At 64.2% G+C, this 14509-nt stretch carries 13 protein-coding genes and 1 tRNA gene; 7 read left to right on the forward strand and 7 right to left on the reverse strand.

Going from position 1 to position 14509, the window contains the following annotated elements:
* Positions 1-70: 70 nt before the first annotated feature.
* The gene (locus LH475_RS03890) at positions 71-1456 is read left to right on the forward strand and encodes a chromosome partitioning protein (protein ID WP_297412908.1); all 1386 of its coding nucleotides are present in this window, start codon (positions 71-73) and stop codon (positions 1454-1456) included.
* Positions 1457-1490: 34 nt separating this feature from the next.
* Here LH475_RS03890 and proC read toward each other — a convergent pair whose 3' ends face one another.
* On the reverse strand, positions 1491-2339 hold the full coding sequence (gene proC / locus LH475_RS03895) for a pyrroline-5-carboxylate reductase (RefSeq protein WP_196842795.1): 849 nt from the start codon (positions 2337-2339) through the stop codon (positions 1491-1493).
* A gap of 96 nt (positions 2340-2435) precedes the next feature.
* Between proC and LH475_RS03900 the strand changes: the two genes are divergently transcribed.
* The gene (locus tag LH475_RS03900) at positions 2436-3398 is read left to right on the forward strand and encodes a cation diffusion facilitator family transporter (RefSeq protein ID WP_196842796.1); all 963 of its coding nucleotides are present in this window, start codon (positions 2436-2438) and stop codon (positions 3396-3398) included.
* Positions 3399-3401: 3 nt separating this feature from the next.
* Here the strand turns inward: LH475_RS03900 and tadA are convergent, their stop codons facing one another.
* A complete protein-coding gene (tadA, locus tag LH475_RS03905; protein WP_297412910.1) occupies positions 3402-3878 on the reverse strand; it encodes a tRNA adenosine(34) deaminase TadA in 477 nt (158 codons plus the stop codon).
* Between the two features lie 45 nt (positions 3879-3923).
* Here tadA and upp point away from each other — a divergent pair, with 45 nt between their 5' ends.
* From upp to LH475_RS03920, 3 genes are all read left to right on the forward strand, one after another.
* Positions 3924-4556, forward strand: coding sequence for a uracil phosphoribosyltransferase (gene upp, locus LH475_RS03910; protein ID WP_297412911.1), 633 nt, complete (start codon positions 3924-3926; stop codon positions 4554-4556).
* 520 nt (positions 4557-5076) lie between these two features.
* On the forward strand, positions 5077-5781 hold the full coding sequence (locus LH475_RS03915; RefSeq protein ID WP_196842798.1) for a winged helix-turn-helix domain-containing protein: 705 nt from the start codon (positions 5077-5079) through the stop codon (positions 5779-5781).
* 354 nt (positions 5782-6135) lie between these two features.
* On the forward strand, positions 6136-6612 hold the full coding sequence (locus LH475_RS03920) for a MarR family winged helix-turn-helix transcriptional regulator (protein WP_297412912.1): 477 nt from the start codon (positions 6136-6138) through the stop codon (positions 6610-6612).
* Between the two features lie 595 nt (positions 6613-7207).
* On the opposite strand, the gene LH475_RS03925 is transcribed toward LH475_RS03920, so the two are convergent.
* Positions 7208-7280: transfer RNA gene (locus LH475_RS03925), tRNA-Arg, on the reverse strand.
* Positions 7281-7429: 149 nt separating this feature from the next.
* On the opposite strand from LH475_RS03925, the gene LH475_RS03930 reads away from it, so the two are divergent.
* Both LH475_RS03930 and LH475_RS03935 read left to right on the forward strand, forming a co-directional pair.
* Positions 7430-8167 (forward strand): NAD(P)H-dependent oxidoreductase, encoded by a 738-nt coding sequence (locus LH475_RS03930; protein ID WP_196842800.1) that lies wholly within the window; start codon positions 7430-7432, stop codon positions 8165-8167.
* A 290-nt stretch (positions 8168-8457) separates the two neighbouring features.
* Entirely contained in the window at positions 8458-8871 is a 414-nt protein-coding gene (locus LH475_RS03935; RefSeq protein WP_297412914.1) for a DUF1294 domain-containing protein, read from the forward strand.
* Here LH475_RS03935 and LH475_RS03940 read toward each other — a convergent pair.
* From LH475_RS03940 to LH475_RS03955, 4 genes are all read right to left on the reverse strand, one after another.
* On the reverse strand, positions 8858-9427 hold the full coding sequence (locus LH475_RS03940; RefSeq protein WP_196842802.1) for a hypothetical protein: 570 nt from the start codon (positions 9425-9427) through the stop codon (positions 8858-8860). The two genes, LH475_RS03935 and LH475_RS03940, sit on opposite strands and share 14 nt — an antisense overlap.
* A gap of 234 nt (positions 9428-9661) precedes the next feature.
* The gene (locus tag LH475_RS03945) at positions 9662-12190 is read right to left on the reverse strand and encodes an MMPL family transporter (protein WP_297412915.1); all 2529 of its coding nucleotides are present in this window, start codon (positions 12188-12190) and stop codon (positions 9662-9664) included.
* A 5-nt stretch (positions 12191-12195) separates the two neighbouring features.
* Entirely contained in the window at positions 12196-12855 is a 660-nt protein-coding gene (locus tag LH475_RS03950; protein WP_196842804.1) for a TetR/AcrR family transcriptional regulator, read from the reverse strand.
* Positions 12856-13348: 493 nt separating this feature from the next.
* Positions 13349-14371 (reverse strand): LacI family DNA-binding transcriptional regulator, encoded by a 1023-nt coding sequence (locus tag LH475_RS03955; RefSeq protein WP_196842805.1) that lies wholly within the window; start codon positions 14369-14371, stop codon positions 13349-13351.
* Between the last annotated feature and the right edge of the window lie 138 nt (positions 14372-14509).

Raw genomic sequence — 14509 nt, forward strand, 5'->3', positions numbered from 1 at the left:
GGACATTTCTCGCCGCAGCTCACCTGAGGTTGCGCGCTGACGACGTGTGCGTGGACGGAAAGGCTCTCCCATGTCACACGACGTGCCCGCTCTCGCCAACACCCCGGCTGACATTGTTGCCGCAGTTCACACCGATACGACGGGCGAGGTGAACATCGATGGCTCCCGGCACCGCGTCACCGGTACCGATGAAGCCGGCGTTCGCGAGGAGATCATCGGCCTCGTGGTCGAGACCGCTCGCAGTCGCGGGCAATCCGTTCTGCTGCAGGTCAGTGATGAGCAAGGCGATTGGCCGCTGACCGTGCACCCGAACGGGCGGGTCGAGTCGGCCGGGCCGGTTGTGGTTGCCAGCCGCCCGAAGCCGGCGACTACGGCGCCTCTTCCAGTCGTGACCGAACTCGAGACATCGACACCCTTTGCCACGCTGATGCAGCCCTCCGTCACGGCGCCCGCCAACGCCCTGTTCGAGTCGCTGGTAGCGCCCAGAACGGATGCCGCGCCCGCGTCACCGGCCGCATCAAGCGTGGCGCCGAACCTCGCCGACTTTCTCAGCTCACGGCCACCGGCGCCCGCCGGACCGGCCGAGCAGGGCTGGCAGGGCGCCCTACGCCGCCTCACGGGCGGCCTGGTCTCGCCCACGCCGAGTTCGACCGAGCGCCAGCAACGCACCGCCATCACGGCCGTTCAGCGCAGCCTGAACGGCCCGCGCACGATCGTGGTGCTCAACCCCAAGGGTGGCGCCCATAAGACAACGGCGACGCTGCTCATCGCTGCCACGTTCGGCATCTATCGCGGCGGCTACACCCTCGCCTGGGACAACAACGAGACCATGGGAACGCTGGGTGTGCGCGCCCAAGCCGCCCGGCACACCAACACGGCCGTGGACCTGCTGCGCGACCTCGACCGGTTCGGCGATACCCGCTCCCGGGTCGGCGACCTCGACAATTACGTGCGCTCGCAGGGCGATGCCCAGTTCGACGCACTCGCCTCCGACCTCGATCCGGCGGGTGCAGCGAGTATCGACGACAACGCCTTTCGCAAGCTCCACAAGACATTGAGCCGTTTCTACCGGGTTCTCGTGATCGACACCGGCAACAACATGCGGGCCAGCAACTGGGAGGCTGCGGTCGATACCGCCGACCAGCTCGTGATCGTGTCGACGATTCGCGAGGACACCGGCTACGGTGCCGCCTCGCTGATCGACGGCCTGCGGCAGAAGGGTCACGCCGACAAGGTCGCCCAGGCCGTCACCGTGCTCGCGTCGCCGTCGAAAACCGCCGACGAGCAGCTGTCCAAGCGCCTGCATGACCATTTTCGCCAGCTCACCCGCACGGTCGTCGACGTTCCCTACGATGCCTCACTGGTCGGTGGCGGCCCGCTCAACGTCGACGCCCTGGCGCCGCGCACCCGCGCCGCGTGGCTGCAGGCCACGGCCGTCATCGCCGAAGGGCTGTAAGGCGCTGACGGGTGCGCTGGGAGGCGGGTGCGCGCTAGGAGGCGGCGAGTTCCCTGGCGCGCGCCAGGGCGGCATCCGTCGCGGTATCGAAGAGCTCCTTGAGGCCGCCCTTTTCGAGTTCCCAGACGGCACGTTCAGTCGTGCCGGCCGGGCTGGTCACCTGGCGGCGCAGTTCGCTCGGCGACTTGTCGGACACGGCGAGGAGCGCGCTCGCGCCGAGGAAGGTACCGTTGACCATGACGGCCGACTCCGCGGGGGTGAAGCCCTTTCCGATGGCCGTTTCCGTGAGCTGCTCGATCAGGTAGAACACGTAGGCTGGGCCGGAGCCGGAGATGGTGCTGAGGGCGTCGAGCTTGCTTTCGGGCACGACCAGCACGTCGCCGACGGTCGCGAACAGGGCGCTCGTGAGCGCGAGGTCGGCCTCGCTCGACCGGCTACCGGCGCTGATGCCGGTAACGGCCATGCCGACGACGGCGGGGGTGTTCGGCATGGTGCGAATGACGTGTACGGTCTCGGGCAGGAGCGACTCGAAGGTGTCGATCGTGACGCCGGCCGCGACGCTCAGAACGAGCGTGCCGGGGGCGAGGGAGGCGCCAATTTCGCCGAGCAGATCGGCCACCATGTACGGCTTGACGGCGATGATGACGATCTGGGCACCGTCGATGGCTTTGAGATTGGCGTCGGAGTCGACCTCGGTCGCGTAGGCGGTGACACCCTCGGTGTCCGCCAGCTCCGCGGCCTTCGCCGCGGTACGGTTGGTGACGCGAATGCCGCCGTCCACGGTCACGCCCGGCTTGAGCAGACCGGCCAGAATGGCGCGGGCCATGGAACCGGCGCCGAGGAAGGCGATCGTGGGCAGAGTCACATTCTGAGAAGAAGTCATCCGACCAGTCTACTTTTTCCGTCATCGGGCTGCCCATAACGATCGCCCAGAACCCTCCTGCTCCAACCCGCTGGCACACGGTTCTAAGATGTTTTCATGAGCGCACCGGGCGGAAACAAGGCAATCGTGGCCGCATTCGCGGCCAATCTGGGGATCGCAGTGACCAAGTTCGTGGCGTGGGGCTTCTCCGGCTCGTCCTCGATGCTCGCCGAGGGGGTGCACTCGGTAGCGGATGCCGGCAACCAACTGCTCCTGCTGCTGGGCGGTCGCAAGGCTAAGAAGCGGGCCGATTTGGAGCATCCGTTCGGCTACGGGCGTGAACGCTACGTCTACGCCTTCGTGGTTTCGATCATCCTGTTCTCGATCGGTGGGGTGTTCTCGCTCTACGAGGGCTTCGACAAGTTGCAGCACCCGCATCCGCTCGAAAATGCCTGGCTGCCGATTCTGGTGCTCGCCATCGCCATGGTGCTTGAGAGCTTTTCGCTACGCACTGCGATCAAGGAATCAAACCATCTGCGCGGAAACCAGACCTGGGTGCAGTTCGTTCGCCATGCCAAAGCGCCCGAGCTGCCGGTCGTGCTGCTCGAGGATGTCGCGGCCCTCACCGGCCTCGCCTTCGCGTTCGTCGGCGTCGGCTGGACTATCGTCACCGATGAGCCAATCTGGGACGCCGTCGGAACGCTTGCCATCGGCGTCCTGCTCGTGCTCGTCGCGATCATTCTGGGCATCGAAACCAAGAGCCTGCTGGTGGGTGAGGGCGCGAGCAGGAAGGACCTGGATGCGATCGAAGCGGCCATTTTGAATGGCCCGGAAACTAAACGCATCATCCACCTCAAGACTCTCTACCTCGGGCCGGATGAGATTCTGGTCGGCGCCAAGGTTGCCTTTGACGGCGAGCACCGCTTTGCCGACGTCGCCGCCGACATCAATGCCGTCGAAACCCGCATTCGCGCCGCGGTGCCGCTCGCCCGCACGATCTATCTCGAACCCGACATCTTCTTCGACCCGAACCTCGCCAACCCGCCGACCGACACTTTTGTGATCAAGGGACTGGAGTAGGCCTCAGCGGGCTGATCGACGAGCTGGATTCTCGAAAAACTCTCGAAGGAGCAAAGCGCACGCCTTCTCGTCGACGCCCGCGAAAACCTCAACCCGATGGTTGAGTCGACGGTCGCGCAGCACGTCGTAGACCGACCCGGCCGCTCCCGCCTTCTCGTCCCACGCACCGAACACGACGGTGGGCACTCGCGCGGCGAGGATCGCGCCGGCGCACATGACGCAGGGTTCGAGCGTGACGACCAGGGTGCATCCGATCAGGTGCCAGTCGTCGGTGTGCGCGGCCGCCTCCCGGATGGCCACGACCTCGGCGTGGAGCGTCGGGTCCTGGTGCAGTTCTCGCTCGTTTCGCCCCCGGCCGATCACCTGGCCCGCAGCATCGACAATGACGGCGCCGACCGGAACGTCGTCGGACGCCAGGGCCGCGCGCGCCTCGGTCAGGGCGAGCAGCATCCACTCAGTGTGCTGATCTCGTTCGCGCATGCGTCACCTCAAGCCGGGGGGATTGCCTCTAGTAGAATTGAGCCTATGCGAGTCCATGTTGCCGACCACCCGCTCATCACGCACAAGCTCACCGTGCTTCGCAATAAAGACACGCCGTCGCCGTTATTTAGATCGCTGGTCGAGGAGCTCATGACTCTGCTCGCGTACGAGGGCACGCGCGGCGTGCGCGTGGAGGCTGTCACCGTGCAGACCCCTGTATCGGCCGCTCCGGGCGTGCGCATCAGCGACCCGAAGCCACTCGTCGTGCCGATTCTGCGCGCCGGCCTCGGAATGCTCGAGGGCATGGTCAAGCTGCTGCCGACCGCCGAGGTTGGTTTTCTTGGCATGGCCCGCAACGAAGAGACTCTACAGCCCACAACCTATGCCGAGCGTCTTCCCGACGATCTATCGGATCGGCAGTGCTTTGTGCTCGACCCGATGCTCGCCACCGGCGGGTCACTCATTGCGGCCATCAATTTTCTGTTCGCCCGCGGCGCGGTCGACGTGACGGCGATCTGCATCCTCGCCGCCCCGGAAGGCCTTGCCGCCGTTGAGAAAGCCCTGGCCGGCCGCGAAGTGACGATCGTGCTGGGCGCCGTCGACGAAAAGCTCAACGAGCTGGGCTACATCGTGCCCGGCCTCGGCGACGCCGGCGACCGATTGTACGGACTGGTCTGACGACCTGACCGATACAACCCGACCAGCGCATGTAGGTCCTGCGACCAGCAACACGCCAGGCCCGGTTAACATTAACAATCTTTGATTGAATCACGCTTCATAACGGAATATTTCATAAAGACGTGATTGCGCACGGAATCGCCTAAATGGGCGCGGCCCTGCGAACGTGATGCACGTCATCCGGCGACTTCCCGTGACATCAAATTGACACACGGCGTCACATTCGGCTTTACTCGCAGTTATGACAACCAGCGCACGCCCCCTGACCTCCCTTGAGGCCCCCGGGACTGCCGCCATGATGATGGCCGGCACCCCCGCCATCCGCTGTTGCCGAATGTGCCGCTAACCAAGACGTTCCTCCTCGCGTCCTGCGCCTGACATCGTCAGGCCGACGCCTCGAATGCTGATTTGACGCATTCGCCCTCCGGCCCCACGGGCCACAGGGAGCCTCCACTTACGGAAAGCGCGCTTTCGCGCATCCGCCGGGCTCCCTTCGATCGAACAGTCAAGGACCCACGCCATGTCTCTCGCACACATCCACCCCACTCGCCCCACACACGTCAACCGCCCCGAACTCAATCTGGTCCCGCCGGTTGCCGCCCCGCGAATTCGCGCCGTGCCGACCGGCACCGAGGCTCGCGGTTTCGTGCTCTACGTCGGCATCGACGAGGCCAAGGCGGCCGCAGCCGGCACGAGCCTGAACCGCATCGTTGAGGCACTCAAGGCTCTCGCCGCCGAGATAGCTCCCTCGGCCGAGACTTACGCCGCCGTCGCACTGGCTCCCGAGGGCGCCGGCGGGCGCGATGTGGACGTCGTGCGCCTGGCCTTGCAGGACCCGGCCGCTCTGGCCCAGCGCCGCGCCGAGCCCGAGGAACTGGACCGTGCCCAAAGTGGCGTGGTCGTGGACATCTCCCGCAAGCGGGTCATTCTCGACAACGAGACCGCCGCGCTGACCTACAAGGAGTTCGAGCTGCTGCAGTACCTCGTGCTACGCGAGGGCCGCACCATCGACCGCGCCGAGATCGTCTCGTCGCTGTGGAACTCCGCCGACGAGGAAGACACCCCGAACGAGCGGACCATCGACGTGCACGTTCGTCGCCTACGCTCCAAGCTCGGCCGCTATGAAGACATCGTGCGCACTGTTCGCGGAGTCGGCTACCGCTTCGACCGCCACGCGGACGTCGCCATACGCCAGTCGACCACGCCGAGCCCCGACCTGTTCTAGGCCGGGGTTGCCGGGCAGAAATTTCGGTCTCTCACAGAGGCGTGAAGGTGGCGGCGTTAAAGTGATTGAGGGCCAGTCGCAGAGGCTACGACCGACCCTCTTCCCTTGCACCAAGAGTGTCCTGCAATCACATTTCACGTCATCCGCCACAGCAAACGATTGACGCACCTAAAACATATAACGAATAGGTAACGGGCGCCACCTTTCGTCAAGAAAATCACCTGCGAGTTTCATGCCAAGCACCTGACCATTGCCCCACGAGCGGATGCTGCCGGTGCAGCCATGTGCGATTCCCCGGCGACCTCCCCGAGTCTCTATCCTTGGAGAACAACTCGAAGAGGCAAGGAGCCGCAGGTGGTGGATCGAACGGCCGCGGTGAGCGCGTGGGAATCCCTGTTTCGCGCCCAGGTCGCCATCATGCGCAGCCTCGCGGCGAATTTTCCCTCCAAGGAAATTTCGCTCAACGAGTACGACGTGATGTTCAACCTGTCGCGGCAGCCGGACCGGCACATCCGCCTGCGTGATCTCAACCAACACGTGCTCCTGACCCAGCCGAGCGTGAGCCGGCTCGTTGACCGGCTCGTGTCCCGGGGCTATCTGCACAAGCACACCGACCCGGACGACGGTCGCGGTACCATCATCGAGTTGACGGATGTCGGCCTCGCCCTGTTTCGGCGAGTTGCCGTTGACCACATGGACTCCATTGCCGTGCGCATTGGCGAAACCCTCACCGACGACGAGCTGACGCAGCTGACGCTTTTGTGCGACAAACTGCGAGTTGATTGCCGCGGCGCATTGGGGGACGACTCGGTCAGTAGACCTGGAGGGTAGGGGGCGATGGAACGAGGGCCCTACCCCTCGTCCCACCGAGGCAATCCCTCGCAGGAATGCCTTCCTCACCGGGCGCCCGAACATTGCCCGGTGAGAAACTCGGACGCAACCTTGTACCGGATTCCTCTGAGAATCAAACGAATTCAAACTAGTGAATTTTGCTCACTTCGACCGATGCTATCCCAGCGCGGGGATGGAATTGTTATTCGTGCGCAACCACAGGGCATACCGTCCAGTCTGACTGTGTGACTTCCCTCGCCGGCTCATCCGTTCTTATCGTTGGAGCCGCTGGGGGGTTGGGCCGAGAAATTTAGCAGATTCTGAGCCAGGAAGGCGCCAAACTCACCCTGCACGCGCGCTGCGCCGAGCGCATTGCAGATCTGGGTATCGCCGGAGCCGTGGTCGCTGGTGACCTGCGTGTGCTGCCGGGCTCGTCGCTTTTGGAACTATGGCCGACGTCTCGGACGAGACGATCGACACCCTGATGGCGGTGAACGCGACCTGCCAAGAAAAGCCTTCGCCGCGTAACGACACGCAGCTGCGCGAAAAAAAACCCGTCTGACACGTAATAAGGCTTGTGCGACGGGTTTAGCTGTGCGCCCGAAGGGATTCGAACCCCCAACCTTCTGATCCGTAGTCAGATGCTCTATCCGTTGAGCTACGAGCGCATGTCAATCCCGCGAACAGTAGAGCCGGAGACAACTTGAAAACTATACCAGTTATCGGGGGCTTCCCGCGCCGCGCTGCGGTGCAGCGCGCCACCGGCACCGAAATCAACCCCCTTTTTTCCCGTATCAGTGAATGGTTTACTCAGTGAGTGAACGAGACGAGTGGTGCCCAGCGGAAATCCTTCGACTACTCCGGCCTGCGCGCCGTCTTCATCAATTGCACCCTCAAACGCAGCCCCGAAGTCAGCAACACCCAGGGCATCGTTGACCTCAGCGCGAGGATCATGCGCGAGCAGGGCGTGCAGGTCGACCTGATTCGCGCCATCGACCATGACATCGCCACCGGCGTCTACCCCGACATGACCGAACACGGTTGGCAAGCGGATGCCTGGCCGTCGCTGTTTACGACGGTGCAAGCCGCAGACATCCTCGTGTTGGCCGGGCCGATCTGGCTCGGCGACAACGGCTCGGTGACCAAGCGCGTCGTGGAACGGCTGTACGCTCACTCGGGTGAATTCAATGACAAGGGCCAGTATGTTTTCTACGGCAAGGTCGGCGGCGCCATCATCACCGGCAATGAAGATGGCGTGAAACACTGCACGTCCAACCTGCTCTACAGCCTGCAGCACATTGGCTATTCAATTCCGCCCGCCGCCGACTCCGGCTGGATCGGCGAGATCGGTCCCGGCCCCAGTTATCTCGACGAGGGATCGGGCGGACCGCAGAACGACTTCACCAACCGCAACACGACCTTCATGAGCTGGAACCTCATGCACCTCGCCTCGATCCTGAAGAAGAACGGCGGCATCCCGGCATTCGGCAACCTGCTCCGGGACTGGGACCGCGGCGAACGCTTCGGGTTTGAGCCGAACCCGGAATATCGGTAACAAACAACAGCAAGTTCGACAGATCGGGGTACTAGTGGTACTCCAAACGCTTTCGACAGAGTCTTCCTCCCTTCCACTCGTGCCAGCGCCGAGCGTGCTCGACGTGCGCGTCACCGGTGGTGTGGTGCGCGGCATTCGCGCACCACACCCGATCGTCGCGTGGTCGGGATGACGGCACGCCTCACGTTAGGGCGACGTCGCCCCGCAGCCGTGCCGCGGCTGCGTCACGGGCACCCACCGTCGTCTCTGGCAACGGTTTCTGCCTCGTCTGTAGCCTCTAGCATGGGGTCATGGTCATCGCCCGCTCCCGCCGTGCTGCGGGCCGTGGCAGTTACCTCGCGATCGCCGTCTTCGCGGTGCTCTACCTGGTCGGCGCCGTGTACTGGCCAAGACCGCTCTGGGTGGCCGTGCTCTACCTCGTCACCAGCCTGATGTGTTTCGCCCTCTACGGCGTCGATAAGCGCCGGGCGAGGTTCGGCGGCTGGCGGGTGTCGGAACGCATGCTGCTGTTCTGGGGCTTCATCGGCGGTTGGCCGGGCGCGATCGTGGCGCAGCAGGTTCTGCGGCACAAGACCCAGAAGAGGAGCTTTCGCGAGGCATTCTGGACCACTGTCGTCTGCAACGTCGTGTTCTTCGCCCTGCTCAGTACGCCTACATTCGACCAGCTGGTGGCCCAAACGATCACCGACTTCAGTACTCGTTGAATTCGGGGCTGGTGGCCGCGTCGTGCTTGGACTTCAGAATAGCCAGGTTGATGAGAACGAATGCTTCCAGACGTTCGCCGCGATGTTCGGCGTAGTCGGGCTCGCGCTGGTCGACGGCCAGCTCGATGAGCTTCGAGGAGACCGCTGAGCTGACCTCCTCGCTCGCCGACTGTTGTGCACTCGCCACGATCCGCGCCACCTGCTCATCGTCATCGGCCACGGCATCGAGAGCGAGTGTCAATCGCTCGTGCACGCGAAATCTTAGGGCGAACTGCTTCAGGTCGTGTCGTTGGTCGTCGGTGAGGCTCAACCGCCACTTCATTGCCGCGAGATCCCGACCCATCCGGCTGACCCGCCGGGCATACTCTTCGTTCTGCCGAGCCAGGCGATGCAGCTCGCTGCGGGCGTTGTCGGCGTAACGCCCGGGGTCGTAGTCGAAGTGCTCGCGCAGTGCGCCCACGATAATGTCATTCTTCACGGCCATCCGCACGGCCGACAAGGCGATGAGCAGGCCTTCATCGACCGTACGCTCAAGGTCGGGCAGCTCAGCGTTCACGTCGGGTTCACTGACGTGCGCGTGAGCGTCAGCACGACGCCGGGACCGGTTCCAAATGATTGCGCCACCACTTCCTCGTGCAGGTGACTTCTATTTTATCGGTGAATCCGGGTGCCGCTGCGCGCGGAACAGGGTGAGAACGTCACGGCCCCCGGAGCATGCACCCGCATTACCTAAGTTCTTCGGGAGCGGGCCCGCCGGGCGACAGAGTCAGATCCGTCGCCCGACAGCAGGTCAGGCAATCGGCGTCGTGACGCGCTCGGGTTCGCTCACGGGCACGACGGGGTGCAACCGTTCGAGCGAAGCGCCTTCCACATCGATGTTGGGCAGGATGCGGTCGAGCCACTTCGGCAGCCACCAGGCCGCGTCGCCCACCAGGTGCATCACGGCCGGGATGATGAGCAGCCGCACCACGAACGCGTCGAGCAGTACCCCGATGCCCAGCCCGAAGCCGATCGACTGGATCATCACCGAGTTCGAGAAGATGAAGCCAGAGAAGACCGAGGCCATGATGAGGGCGGCGGCGATGACCACGGTACGCCCGGCGTGAACACCGCGCTGGACAGCCAAGCGGGCCGAGGCACCATGAACGTACGATTCCCGCATGCCACTGACCAGGAACAGCTGGTAGTCCATCGCCAGTCCAAACAGAACACCAACGACGAGGATGGGCAAGAAGCTCAGGATCGGCCCTGGATCGTGGATGCCGAACACCACCCCGAGCCAGCCCCACTGGAAGACCGCCGTGATTGCCCCAAAGGACGCGAACAGAGACAGCACGAAGCCCAGCGTCGCGGTGACCGGCACCAGGATCGAACGGAACACGAAGATCAAGATGATCACCGAGAGCCCCACGACAACGAGAAGGTACAGCGGAAGCGCTGCGGCGAGTTTTTCGCTCACATCGATGTTGCCCGATGCGTTGCCTGCGACACCGAGGGCTGTGACACCGTCAATCTCGAGACCGCGCAGGTCCCGAACGAGCTGCTCGGTCGATTCGCTGGTCGGCCCCTCCGCGGGGATAACCTGGAACGCGAGCAGCAGGTCATCGTCGGATGCTCCGATCGGCGCGACGGCGACGACGTCGTTCTCCGCTTTTAGAGCGGCGCCGATGCGCACCTGTTCCGCGACCAGATCGTCTGCCGTGATGGCCGTATCAAGGTCTGCGACCACGAGCAGCGGGCCGTTCACTCCGGCGCCGAACTTTTCGTCAGCGAGTTTGTTGGCCTGGTAGGCGCTTGAGTTGAGCGGTTCTGAGGAGCCGGCGGGAAGCCCGAGGCGCATCGAGAGTGCGGGGATAGCCACGATGAGCAGCACGATGATACCGCCGACCACCGTCACGACGGCGCGCACGGTGTTCATCGGTTTGGCGGGCACCCGGGCGTGGTTGTCGGTGCTGCCGGCACGCACGCGGGCCTTCTTCGTGAGGATCCTCGTTCCGACCACGCTCAGCATCGCCGGCGTCAGGGTGATCGCGATGAGAATCGCGACGAAAACGCAGACGGCGCCCACCGTACCCATGAGCCCGAGGAAGGGTACGCCGGTGAGGTTGAGGGCGAGCAGGGCGATGAGCACGGTGGCGCCAGCGAACACGACCGCGTTGCCGGATGTGCCGTTGGCCAGTCCGATCGACTCATGCAGTTCCAGGCCGTTGCGCAGTTGGGTTCGATGCCGGTTGAGGATAAACAGCGAGTAGTCGATCCCGACCGCGAGCCCAAGCATCACACCCAGAACCGGGGTAACGGAGAGCATCTCGACGGTTCCGGACAGTGCAAGCGAGGCGAGCACGCCGACGCCCACCCCGATCAGTGCGTTCAGCAACGGGAGCCCCGCACCGATCAGGGTGCCGAGCATGACCCACAGCACGACGGCCGCAACAATCACACCGCCGATCTCGCCCGGGCCGAGGATCTCGGGAATACTGGCGGCTATGTCGTTGGAAACCTCGGCCGTGACGCCGTCAATTCCTGCGTCGTTCAGCTCCGCGACGACGGCGTTTTTCGATTCGGCTGGCACCTGGTTGAGCGACGTGTCGAACTGGACGCTCGCGACGGCGGTCGTCTCATCGGTCGATACCTGACGGATGCCTGCAGCCAGGTCAAGCAGAGCGGCTCCCTGCTCGAGCGTGGTGCTCTGCGCCTCGAGTTCGGTGCGGCTCGCATCGAGAGTCTCCTGCTGCCCGGCAATCGCCGTTCGGCCCGCATCGATCTGGGCCTGCTGCGCATCGAGCAGCGGCGCAGCGGCGGCGAGTTGCCCCGCCGACTCCGCCTGGGTGCGGCTGGCATCGAGCTGCGCCTGACCGGCATCGGCCTGGGCCATGGCCGCGTCAATCTGCACCTGCCCCGCCTTGATCTGGGCCGTTCCATTTGTGATTTTCTGCCGGCCGCTGATGACCTGCCCCGCCTGATCATCGATCTGGGACTGGGTGTCAAAGGGGTTCGTCGCCGATTTCACATTGTTGCGATCCACCGTACTCCGGAGCAGGTCTCCGATGGCGGTTTTTTGCGCCGCCGTGAACGTGGAGTCGTCAGTGGTGGTGAACACGACAGTGCCCCGCCCACCGCTGGCTGACGGAAATTTCGCGGCGAGCTCGTCGCTGACCTTCTGGGTGGCGGTGCCGGGGATACTGACGGCCGAGGTGAGCGTTCCGCCGAAGAGTGCGAACGCACCGCCGGCGAGAACGAGAATGGCCGTCCACGCGACGATGACCAGCCACGCTCGGCGCGCGGAGAACCTACCGAGTCGGTAGAGGAGGGATGCCATATTGATCAGGTTCTTTCTTGATGATCGGGAGTTTCGTAACCAGTGCAGAGGGTGGAGATGAGACGGTCGAGCAGCTCGTCCCACACGGTGCGCGAGGATGAGTCGAGCGCCCCGGCCGTGCGGGCTAACCAATGGCCAGACACCACGGCGATGCCGTTCATCACGGAGCTGACGAGGACCGCCACTTCGAATTCATCGATCGCGTTCGTTCGTTCGGCGATCTCGATTGAGAGCTGCTCGGTGGTGCGGGTGAAGACGTCGCCGATGCCGTGCTGGGAACGACCCGTCTCACCCTCCGCGGTGAGCACGCCGGCAAGGTAGGCGACCACGGGTGGCAGATCGACGTGACGAAGCGCCGAGGTGATCTCCTCAAACAGGCTTTCTCGAGTACCGTCTCCTGCGGGAGTCGACGCCGTCGCCGCACGGAACTCGTCGACGGTTGCGCTCAGCAGCCGGGTGCAGGTCGTCATGATCACGTCCTCGAGCGATGAAAAGTGGTTGAACACGGTTCGACGGGAGACGTCGGCACGCTCAGCGAGTTCGTCGACACTGAAATGCGGTTTACCCCGCTCCCGGATCAGGGAGTCGGCGGCATCCAGAATGGCCTGACGGTACCGTGCTTTGAGCTCGGCACGGCGATCGGGGGCGATGTTGAGGGAAGACACTTGCTTACACTAAGTGCAACGACGCACAAAGTGCAAGATGCGGCGGCGCACGATGCTGCGGTGCCAGATTTCGACCTCTACGCCGGTACACAGAACGGGCGGCCGTTTTTCGAGGACAGGTCGAGACAGGCGGTCACTCTCGGCCGCGCGCCAAAGGGTAGCTGACAACCCCAGTGATGTTCCTGCTTCATACAGGGTTTCAGGGCTCAATCTGGGTCTTTCTCAAATAGGTATATTTTGCCGTGCTCGGCCCACGACAGAGAAGGTATTGCGCTCTTCACTGTGAAGCCACTGGAGAACTTCGTGAAACCACTGGAGAACTTCGTGAAGCCACTGGAGAACTTCGTGATTGCTGGCTTAATCAATCAAGGGCAAAATGATGGCCAAACGGGGGGGATTCTCCACCACCGCCAGCGCCGACCGACTACTGGGCGCGGGGCAGCGGGAGCCGTTCCTGGCCCCGGTTTTCGCGACGATGAACCCCGGCAGGCGATCAGGCGGAATCGCGCCAGACGATGGGGGTCTCCAGCAGGATGCCGTCGGCCGGCTGCTCCTCGCCGCGCAGCTGGCCGAGCACGCACTCGGCAGCCGCGGCCCCGAGTCCGAAGGCCGGTTGGTGCACGGTGGACAGCTGCGGCTGGGTGCGGAGCGCCCAGGTGCTGTCATCGAACCCGACGATCCCCACGTCACCCGGCACGCTGCGCCCGGCATCGCGGAGCGCCTCGAGCGCGCCGGCGGCAACGGCGTCAGAGGCCGCGAAGACCCCGTCGATGTCAGGGTCGACAGCCAGCAGGGCGCGCATTCCGTCTGCGCCGTCCGAGAAGGTGTAGAGCGCCACGCGCGCCACGCGGGCCGGGTCGAAGCGGGAACCGAGGGCATCTGTGAAACCGGCCAGGCGATCGGCGCCGGAGTCCCGGTCCAGCGCGGCGGCGATCATACCGATCCGCCGGCGCCCCGTGCCGATGAGGCGTTCGGTGATCGCGCGCGCCGAGCGGCGGTTGTCGATTCCCACAAAGGGGAGCTGGCGCAGGTCGGGCGGATGCCCGACGAAGGCAGCGGGCATCGCCAGTTTCTCCACGACGCGGGTCATCGGATCCTCGTAGCGCGCCGAGACCATGATGACCCCGTCGACGAATCCGCCGCTCAGATAGCGGGCGACCCGGTCGGTATCACGTTGGGAATCGATCACGAGACTGACCATCTGATAGTCGGCGCGGGAGAGCACGGAGTTGGCGCCGAGCAGGATGCCGCCGATGTTGGGATCATCCAGGAATAGGGAGTGCGGTTCGTGCACGATGAACCCGATCGCCTGCGAGCGCTGCATGACCAGACTGCGGGCGGCGTTGTTCGGCACGTAGCCGACCTTCTCGATCGCCGCCTCAATTGCCGTGCGGGCCTGTTCGGAGACGTAGGGCTCGTTGTTGACCACCCGACTCACCGTGCCGCGGGACACACCGGCTTCCACGGCGACATCGTTGATGGTCGCACGCTTGCGTCGAGTCGGAACGGTCACCATTTGATAACTGTAGCCCCCGGTTTCGCCGATTCCGCTTGACACGGGCGCGAGCCAATACCTACTCTGTGTACGTTCACAGAATCTCAACGCGAAGTTGTCACTTCCCACCCTGTGCTCGTTCACAGAGCAACGTCGAGA

Source organism: Cryobacterium sp., assembly GCF_026786305.1.
Lineage (GTDB): Bacteria > Actinomycetota > Actinomycetes > Actinomycetales > Microbacteriaceae > Cryobacterium.

Coding starts and splice junctions, on each gene's coding strand:
- upp (WP_297412911.1), top strand. CDS start 3,924: ATGCGAGTCCATGTTGCCGACCACCCGCTCATCACGCACAAGCTCACC.
- LH475_RS03935 (WP_297412914.1), top strand. CDS start 8,458: ATGGTCATCGCCCGCTCCCGCCGTGCTGCGGGCCGTGGCAGTTACCTC.
- LH475_RS03915 (WP_196842798.1), top strand. CDS start 5,077: ATGTCTCTCGCACACATCCACCCCACTCGCCCCACACACGTCAACCGC.
- LH475_RS03890 (WP_297412908.1), top strand. CDS start 71: ATGTCACACGACGTGCCCGCTCTCGCCAACACCCCGGCTGACATTGTT.
- tadA (WP_297412910.1), bottom strand. CDS start 3,878: ATGCGCGAACGAGATCAGCACACTGAGTGGATGCTGCTCGCCCTGACC.
- LH475_RS03955 (WP_196842805.1), bottom strand. CDS start 14,371: ATGGTGACCGTTCCGACTCGACGCAAGCGTGCGACCATCAACGATGTC.
- proC (WP_196842795.1), bottom strand. CDS start 2,339: ATGACTTCTTCTCAGAATGTGACTCTGCCCACGATCGCCTTCCTCGGC.
- LH475_RS03945 (WP_297412915.1), bottom strand. CDS start 12,190: ATGGCATCCCTCCTCTACCGACTCGGTAGGTTCTCCGCGCGCCGAGCG.
- LH475_RS03900 (WP_196842796.1), top strand. CDS start 2,436: ATGAGCGCACCGGGCGGAAACAAGGCAATCGTGGCCGCATTCGCGGCC.